General features: G+C 33.1%; 1 protein-coding gene. It reads right to left on the reverse strand.

Annotation, left to right across the window (positions count from 1 at the left end; translation table 11 throughout):
• Nucleotides 1-412, reverse strand: a 412-nt coding sequence (locus tag K0039_RS21400; RefSeq protein ID WP_228106903.1) for an ABC transporter permease, incomplete at its 3' end; no start/stop codon positions are given.
• Nucleotides 413-447: the final 35 nt, after the last annotated feature.

Genomic DNA, 447 nt, shown 5'->3' on the forward strand with positions numbered 1-447 from the left:
CAAATATCTTTCCTAATGAATATTTATGCGACTTTTTGATTTTAACACTATCTCCTTGTCGTATTGCTTCTATAGGAGATATCTTTGATACTTTTCGTGCTGGTATAAGTGCAGAAATCCAGACTGTTACTATTGTAAGTAAAACTGCTGGCAGAAAAGCAGGAATACCGTAAGTAAATACCACTTCTGGAACATCAGTATGATAATTAACTGAATTAACATAAACTATAAGCCTATTACACAATAACCATCCTAAAAATAAACCTATTGGTAATGGTATAATTGTCAGTAACAAGCCTTCAAACACTACAGTCCTTTTAATTTGTTTTGGTGATGCACCAACACTAGATAATATCCCTAATTGAGTAAGTCTAGCATTTGCAGACAGTGAAAACGCGTTGTAAATCACCATTACAAACACGGCTACTGTAAAAATTGCTATTGTAA

Source organism: Terrisporobacter mayombei (assembly GCF_020748465.1).
Classification (GTDB): Bacteria; Bacillota; Clostridia; order Peptostreptococcales; family Peptostreptococcaceae; genus Terrisporobacter; species Terrisporobacter mayombei.